Origin of the sequence: uncultured Agitococcus sp. (genome assembly GCF_937920075.1) — a bacterium.
Taxonomy (GTDB): Bacteria; Pseudomonadota; Gammaproteobacteria; order Pseudomonadales; family Moraxellaceae; genus Agitococcus.
Genome location: NZ_CALETI010000429.1, coordinates 1 through 2497, shown reverse-complemented (window position 1 = coordinate 2497; position 2497 = coordinate 1). Strand labels below are relative to the sequence as shown.

Sequence of the window (2497 nt, the reverse complement as noted above, 5' to 3'; positions counted from 1 at the left end):
TATCGTCTGCCAATCAACAAACGGTTCTCGACAGAGCAGAAGCACGACTAAAAGGCGCAAAACAGGCACGTTTCAAGGCAGCCAGAAACGGAAGTACAAAGCAGCTAATGACGGAGTTTAGCCTCGACATCAACGAGGCTATGATGACGCTATGATAGCAGAAATGAAAAAGCCACCGCTTTCGCAGTGGCTTAAAAACCATCTAACTGACTACTTGCAATAGTCAGTGATATTTCGTTTTTCAACGCAATATCCACCATTAGAGGCCTAGTGGCTTTTACGTACAACATCAGGACTTGCAGTGTATGACATCACCCAACCTTGTGCAAGGCAACTATTAGGGGCAATTACCACATAGCTGCTAAAAGCGACAAAAGAAGTTTGTTTGCCAGCTTGAGCAAGTTTACAGCTCATATCGTTAGCACTTACAATCTGTAATGTATTAATGGCTACCTACGGCGATAGTCTGTTGATACAGACAAAAGCTCATCGGCTAAGGATGGGCTTTTTGTTTCTATTGCTTGTGCAAGGCCATCAGCTCCGCCAGTGATTGAGCATCATGCTCAACCGCTCGCATGAATCCAAGCGTCAGCGTGTGCGGCATTTCTGCTTTGTAAGCATGTTTCCAACAGGTCAACGTATGCGCCCACAGGAGGCCGATTTGCTGCCGTACTCCTCTTAGCCCTGCCATTCGCTCTAGGATGTAAACACCTTTAGCCAATTGAGAAGGATCTTTAGGATGAACGATCACTGCTTTCTCAAAATAGCTTTTAATCGAATCATAGTAGGCTTTAGTCATTCGCCATGTCCATGTCTCAGGGTCATTATGGCTACGCCCTTTGTTAGCCATTGCGCTCTTTTTGCGTGTGGTTCTCACCAGTTCGTAACGCTCGGTGAAAATGATACGCGGCTCATTAATCGGCGATAACTTGTCATAGCCCGATTGAGTGAAGCTAGCGAGACTATCGCCTTCGGTCACAAGGATAAACAAGTGATACAGTTGGTCGGTGATGTCAAAAAAAATCACAAGATCAGCGACAGATTGCCCCTCTTTTTTCCGTTTGTACTTTTGGTCTTTGGAGAGGTTAAGGTCATAGCGCAAGGTCAGTTTTTTGACCACGGCCTCGATGCTTTTTAGGGGAATGGTCATCTGGGCGTGGTGTGTTGCACCGCGTGAAACAATGAATTGTATTCGCTGCATAGCGGTCGGTTTTCGGTAACAGTAGTAAATCATATTTTCCTAACATGGCGATTGCATAAAGGCGATTATATGGCGGAATCTATGCTTTTGTAATTAAAAATAATCTTGATAAATGCCGAGCGCAGCGAGTGCATTAATTAGGGGTTCCGTAAAATTCATTGACTCATGCTTTCGCCCTTCGTAATATCCGCCCATCTTAGGGGCTGACCACCTCGCCATTCGGAAAATGGAGGGGTCGCCAACCCCTACTATTTTCTTGTACCGCCCTCGACAGTTTTTGCCAAAAAACTGCTTCGACAAAGCTGCGTGCTGGGGAAACCTCGCTGGCGCGGCTATGACGGGCGCTGAGACTTGAAACAGTTTCTTCGATCCATTCTTTTTGAATTATTCGGGATTGGGCGACACGGACACGGGCGCGTAGGTAACTACGCTTACCCTGTTCATTGGGATAAAGTGAGGCTATTGCAGGACGCAAAATAAGGCCGTTAATCACTTCCGTTGTTGGCAACTTAGCTACATAGTTGTCAGTTGCGTGCTACACAGGTGGGCTGCTGAGGTTACGGTGACGTAACAGGAGTCTGAGGAGAAATCTGGATGACTTGGTACCTTTAGGGGCAACCCCGAAGGATCGCTGGATAGCTTAAGCCTGTAATTGCGGAGTTATAGCCATCAATCTATTGATGTTAAATCCGCATTGTAGAGAGTGTGTACTGTAAATTCGATGACGTTGTGATAGTCCATATCGTTGGCACTGATTGGAACCCCGACAACGGGAAACAGGAAGTGATTATCGCAATTGAGAAAGCAGGGTTCTACTCGTTAAGATCCGATGAAATAACGTGGGAAGCACTGAGCTTTGTCAACCGTGGCAGGTTGGCTTAAAGGTTTAAAAACGAAATCCAGCCTTGAGCTGGGCATAAGTTTTTTTAGTCAGTGTGGGAGAGTTGGTCAGTAGCGTTTGAGGCACTTTCGAGCGTAATAAAAACGTGAGCGAGTGTTTAGCGAAAGCCAATGTCGTTGGTGTAGGACGGTACAAAAATGGTTAAAAATGCAGATTTGGTTATCTGCTTTGGGGGCTGTGGTGGCCTCCAGTTTTAGGATGTAAAAGCTCTTGGCTATTGCTGAGAGCGTTGAAAATTGAAGTGTGCGATCGTGTTCTAGTGTGTTCTTAGTTTGACTAAGATGTAATTCGAGCTAGGCATATTGAATCATTTCTAACTCTTGAGACGTGCGATCGTGTTCTAGTGTGTTCTTAGTCTGACTAAGATGTAATTCGAGCTAGGCATATTGAATCGT

At 45.5% G+C, this 2497-nt stretch carries 2 protein-coding genes; both read right to left on the bottom strand.

Annotation, left to right across the window (positions count from 1 at the left end):
- Nucleotides 1-267 precede the first annotated feature (267 nt).
- On the bottom strand, nt 268-414 hold the full coding sequence (locus tag Q0212_RS14525; RefSeq protein WP_297926820.1) for a hypothetical protein: 147 nt from the start codon (nt 412-414) through the stop codon (nt 268-270).
- A gap of 100 nt (nt 415-514) precedes the next feature.
- The gene (locus Q0212_RS14520; RefSeq protein ID WP_297926818.1) at nt 515-1201 is read right to left on the bottom strand and encodes a hypothetical protein; all 687 of its coding nucleotides are present in this window, start codon (nt 1199-1201) and stop codon (nt 515-517) included.
- Between the last annotated feature and the right edge of the window lie 1296 nt (nt 1202-2497).

Bases quoted from the DNA above. Each gene is read 5' to 3' on its own strand.
- Q0212_RS14525 (WP_297926820.1), bottom strand. From the start codon at position 414: ATGAGCTGTAAACTTGCTCAAGCTGGCAAACAAACTTCTTTTGTCGCT.
- Q0212_RS14520 (WP_297926818.1), bottom strand. From the start codon at position 1,201: ATGCAGCGAATACAATTCATTGTTTCACGCGGTGCAACACACCACGCC.